We start from the raw sequence: 4567 nt of genomic DNA, 5'->3' as shown, positions 1-4567 counted from the left end.
GGGAGCAGCCGGCCCGGGAGCGGCCGGCCCGGGAGTACGCGGCCCGGGAGTAGGCGGCCCGGAGCGCGCGGCCCGGGAGTAGGCGGCCCGGAGCGCGCGGCCCGGGAGCGGGCTGCTCGAATTGCGGGCTGGGGGCTGCCGGTAGCCTTCGCGTAAGTCACGCAGACGTAGGAGATTGCATGTCCGACGAGCGCCCCTGGCTGGCGGCCTACCCCGAGGGTGTCCCGGCGGACATCGCCACCCCTGACCGTCCGCTGACCGCGAACCTGGACGGCGCCGTGCGCCGCTTCCCCGATCGGGTCGCGCTCGACTTCCTCGGTGCCACCACCACGTACGCCCAGCTCGGCGAGCAGGTCTCCCGCGCCGCGTCCGCGCTGCACGCTCTCGGTGTGTCCCACGGCGACCGGGTCGCATTGATCCTGCCCAACTGCCCCCAGCACGTCGTCGCGTTCTACGCCGTGCTGCGACTCGGCGCGGTGGTGGTCGAGCACAACCCGCTCTACACCGCGGACGAGCTCGCTCACCAGCTCGCCGATCACGGCGCCACCGTCGCGATCTGCTGGGAGAAGGTCGCCTCGACCGTCGCCGGCGTCGCGGGCAAGACCGCCGTCACCACGATCATCGGCGTCAACCTGACCGCGGCGCTCCCGCTCGTCAAGCGGCTGGCGCTGACCCTGCCGCTCCCGCCCGCGCGCAAGACCCGCGCCGAGATGCGCGGCCCGCTGCCCGACGGCGCGCTGAGCTGGGAGAAGCTCCTCGCCGACGCGGCACCGCTCGCCGCCGATGTCCCCGGCCCGGACGTCGACGACGTCGCCCTGCTGCAGTACACGGGTGGCACGAGCGGCACGCCCAAGGGCGCGATCCTGACCCACAAGAACCTCGCCGCGAACGCCGAGCAGAGCCGCGTCTGGGTGCCCGGCCTGCGCGACGGCGGCGAGACGTTCTACGCGGTGCTGCCGCTCTTCCACGCGTACGGTATGACGTTGTGCCTGACCACCGCCGTGCGCATCGCGGCGACGATCGTGCTGTTGCCCCGCTTCGACGTCGCCATGGTCCTCTCGGCCGCGAAGCGGCGCCCGCCCACGTTCTTCCCCGGCGTCCCACCGATGTACGAACGCCTCGCCGCCGCCGTGCAGAAGAGCGGCGCCGACCTCAGCTCCGTGCGCACCGCGATCAGCGGCGCGATGCCGCTGCCGCCCGAGACCGTCGAGAAGTGGGAGGCCATCACCGGCGGCCTGCTGATCGAGGGCTACGGCATGACCGAGACCTCCCCGATCACCGTCGGCAACCCCATCTCGGCGCAACGCCGCGCCGGCTCGATCGGCGTGCCGTACCCGTCCACCTGGGCGCGCATCGCCGACCGCGAGGACCTGTCCCGGGACATGCCGGAGGGCGAGGCGGGGGAGCTGCTGATCAAGGGCCCGCAGGTGTTCTCCGGCTACTGGGACATGCCCGACGAAACGGCCGCGGTGCTGCTGCCCGGCGGCTGGATCCGTACGGGTGACGTCGCCGTCATGAGCCCCGACGGCTTCTTCTCCATCGTCGACCGGGTCAAGGAACTGATCATCACCGGCGGCTTCAACGTCTACCCGTCCGAGGTGGAGGACGTCCTCCGCGCCCACCCGGACGTCGCCGACGTTGCCGTGGTCGGGCTGCCCTCCGCCAAGACCGGCGAAGAGGTCGTCGCGGTCATCGTCCCCACCACCGGCACCACCCCCGACCCGGAAGCCCTGCGAGCCTGGGCCCGCGAACGCCTCTCCGGCTACAAGGCCCCCCGCCGAATCGAACTCACCGCCGAACTGCCCCGCAGCCAGATCGGCAAAATCCTACGCCGCCAGGTACGCGAGGAGTTGCTCGCGGCCGACTGACGGCTCCCGCTCACGAGGACAGCGCCCAGGCCTGCGTCGCCGCGCCGGTACACGCGCTCATCCGAACGTCGAACCCGGCCGTGGTGCCGCCGGTGAGGCACGTCCCGGTGGCGACGTTCACGAGCGACGCCCCAGCGCCGACCTGCCACTTCTCGGTGTCACTGCCGAAGCACGAGCCCAGGGCGAACCCGCCGCCACCTGAGGTCTGGCCGCACTTGCCGAGCGCCAGCAGCGTACCGTCGGAATTCAGGGTCCAGACCTGGTCGGACGTGCCGCTGCAGGTCTTCATCTCCGCGGCGACACCCTGATCGACATCCAGGCACAACCCGCCGCTGACCAGCCGCCCGACCCGCGTGGTGATCGGCGCCAGAGCACCGGTGGTGGCAGGCGCAACCGTCTCAGCCGGCGCGGACGTGGCCGACTTGACCGTCGGCGACGTGGTCCTGGCGGCCGAAGTCTTCCCACCGACCGGCTTCGAAACAGGTGCCGACCGCCCGTCAGCCCCAGCAGCTCCGGTCTTCTGAACGCCACCCGACGCTTGCGGGGCTGACGGTGCGGCCACGGCATCCGTCGTCGCCGTCCGCGTCGAGGGCAAGTCGGGCGGCAACGCGACCCGCCCACCCGGATCGGGCCGCGACGCCACAATTCCAGCAGCTGCCGCACCTGCCAGCACGACCGCCCCGACCCCGGCCGCCAGCAGCAGAACAACCCGCCGCCGCGGCCGCGCCGGAGCCCCGTCCAGCGCGACCACGGGCAACACGGTGGTCTCCGCCTCAACGGGACCCGGCGCCACCGCCGCGACCGCACTCTCCGGCCACGTCGCGGCGGGTTGCCCCGCAACGTTCGATTTCTGCGAAATGTACGGCCGGACCAGCAGCGGATCACTGCCCCTGACCGCTCCACCCGCCTCGTCCCCCGTCTGCACGGCACGAACCTAGCCGACCTCCACCACCCCCGGCGACCCACCCTTATGCCATTGTGGATCGGCCCTACTTTGGCGGTTTGCAGCCCGATATCACGTCTCCCGGCCGTGCTTGGCGTCGTGGCCCGCGAGGTCCCTAGCTGCGGCAGGTCCTCAGGCCAGAGCCGGGCCGGGTCTGGTGCTGCTTCCGATGCCGGGTGCTCAAGCCCGTGCCCGTGCCCAAGCCCAAGCCCGTGCCCAAGCCCGTGCCCGTACCCAAGCCCAAGCCCAAGCCCAAGCCCAAGCCCAAGCCCAAGCCCGTGCCCGTGCCCGTGCCCGTGCCCAAGCCCGTGCCCAAGCCCAAGCCCAAGCCCAAGCCCAAGCCCAAGCCCATGCCCGTGCTCAAGCCCGTGCGCGTGCTCAGGCTGATGGTGAGGCTGAGGCGCTCGGGGATCCGCCCGGTCCGCCAGGGCCACCCGGTCCGCCGGGGCCGCCCTGGCCGTCGTTGGTGGCGGCCGGGTCGACGCTCATGGTGAGCGAGCCGAGGACGCCACGGGTGACGTGCCGGGGGTCGTAGCGCAGATCGAGCAGCCCACCCGTGCTGCCGGTACCGTCGTAGATGCCGTCCTCGTCGAGCTTGGTCCGGGTGGCCTCATTGCTGGCGTACGGTTCGATCGTCTCGAACTTCGTGATCAGCTCCTCGGTGAAGTAGAACTGACCGGTGTGGCAGGTGTGCCCGCCGCTGTACCCCGACGGCGTGACCGTGCCCTCGGTGTGAACCTTGGTGTGGATGTGCACGGCGCGGCCGCGGTACCAGCCCGGGACGATGGTGTCGAACGTGACGTAGCCGGCCTGGTCGGTGACCTGGATGCCGCGCAGGAAGGTCAGGTCGTCGGTGGGCTCCGCATGCCCGCCGCCCCCGCCTCCGGGCGGCCCGCTCGGCGGCCCTGACGGGTCACCGCTGGGCGGAGCTGACGGGTCACCGCTGGGCGCGGGACCCGACGGCGGCGGCCCGCTGGGCGGGGGAGTGTCACCACCGGAACCCGCACCGCTGTACCCGGAATACACGCCGACCGCGTCGCAGTGCCAGATCTCCACCCCGGCGTTCCGAATGGGCCGGCAGGTCCCCGAGTCAATGACCCGCAACTTCAAAGTCAACCGTACGCCGGGCCGGTCCTCGATCACGTTCCGCCGCAGCAGTAGATAGTCGAGATAATATGGACCCTCGATCGACTCACTGGTCAACACGCACGCAGCGGAAGCCTCAACAGCCGGCACAGGCCCACCAGCCGCGGCAAAAGCAGTCCGCCCACCGATCACCGCCAGCCCCGCCGCCACCGTGCCGGCCCCACCGAGCGCCAGTAACCGCCGCCGGTTCATCAGCACGCGCGAAACCTCGCCGTTGTCCGCTTCCTCATTCGCATCTGTCGATGTCATCCCCAAGATGTGCGTACGCAATCCTGTGTAGACCCTGTCGAAACCCCATGCCTGAGCTGTAAGCCACGCCTGAACGTGCGCCCTCGCCCATCTTGCCCCCGCCGGCGCAGCCGCCCCATTCACCTTGTAAGCCTGCCGAGTCGCGCCACGCTACGTCTGCGTCCTGACGCCGTGGTCTGCGTCCTGTGCCGAGATGCGCCCTACGGCCTGTGGTCAAGCCGAGCCTTGTGGTCAAGCCGAGCCTTGTGGTCAAGCCGGTCCTGTGGCTAAGCCGGGCCCTGTGGCCAAGCCGAGTCCCTGTGTCCTGTGTCCTGTACCCAAGCTGAGTCCCTGTACCCAAGCTGAGTCCCTGTGCCCAGGC

3 protein-coding genes are annotated in these 4567 nt (G+C 71.0%); 1 reads left to right on the top strand and 2 read right to left on the bottom strand.

The annotated features are described in order from the left end of the window. Positions 1–179 precede the first annotated feature (179 nt). Complete coding sequence (locus tag Aco04nite_RS47985) at positions 180–1868, top strand: long-chain-fatty-acid--CoA ligase (protein WP_213003837.1); 1689 nt, start codon at positions 180–182, stop codon at positions 1866–1868. Positions 1869–1878: 10 nt separating this feature from the next. Here Aco04nite_RS47985 and Aco04nite_RS47980 read toward each other — a convergent pair whose 3' ends face one another. Beyond that, on the bottom strand, positions 1879–2793 hold the full coding sequence (locus tag Aco04nite_RS47980; protein ID WP_213003836.1) for a ricin-type beta-trefoil lectin domain protein: 915 nt from the start codon (positions 2791–2793) through the stop codon (positions 1879–1881). A gap of 396 nt (positions 2794–3189) precedes the next feature. Next, complete coding sequence (locus Aco04nite_RS47975) at positions 3190–4206, bottom strand: intradiol ring-cleavage dioxygenase (RefSeq protein ID WP_213003835.1); 1017 nt, start codon at positions 4204–4206, stop codon at positions 3190–3192. Positions 4207–4567: the final 361 nt, after the last annotated feature.

This window comes from Winogradskya consettensis (assembly GCF_018332715.1).
Taxonomy (GTDB): domain Bacteria; phylum Actinomycetota; class Actinomycetes; order Mycobacteriales; family Micromonosporaceae; genus Actinoplanes; species Actinoplanes consettensis.
The sequence above is the reverse complement of the archived record's forward strand: the minus strand, read 5'-3'. Positions and strand labels throughout refer to the sequence as shown.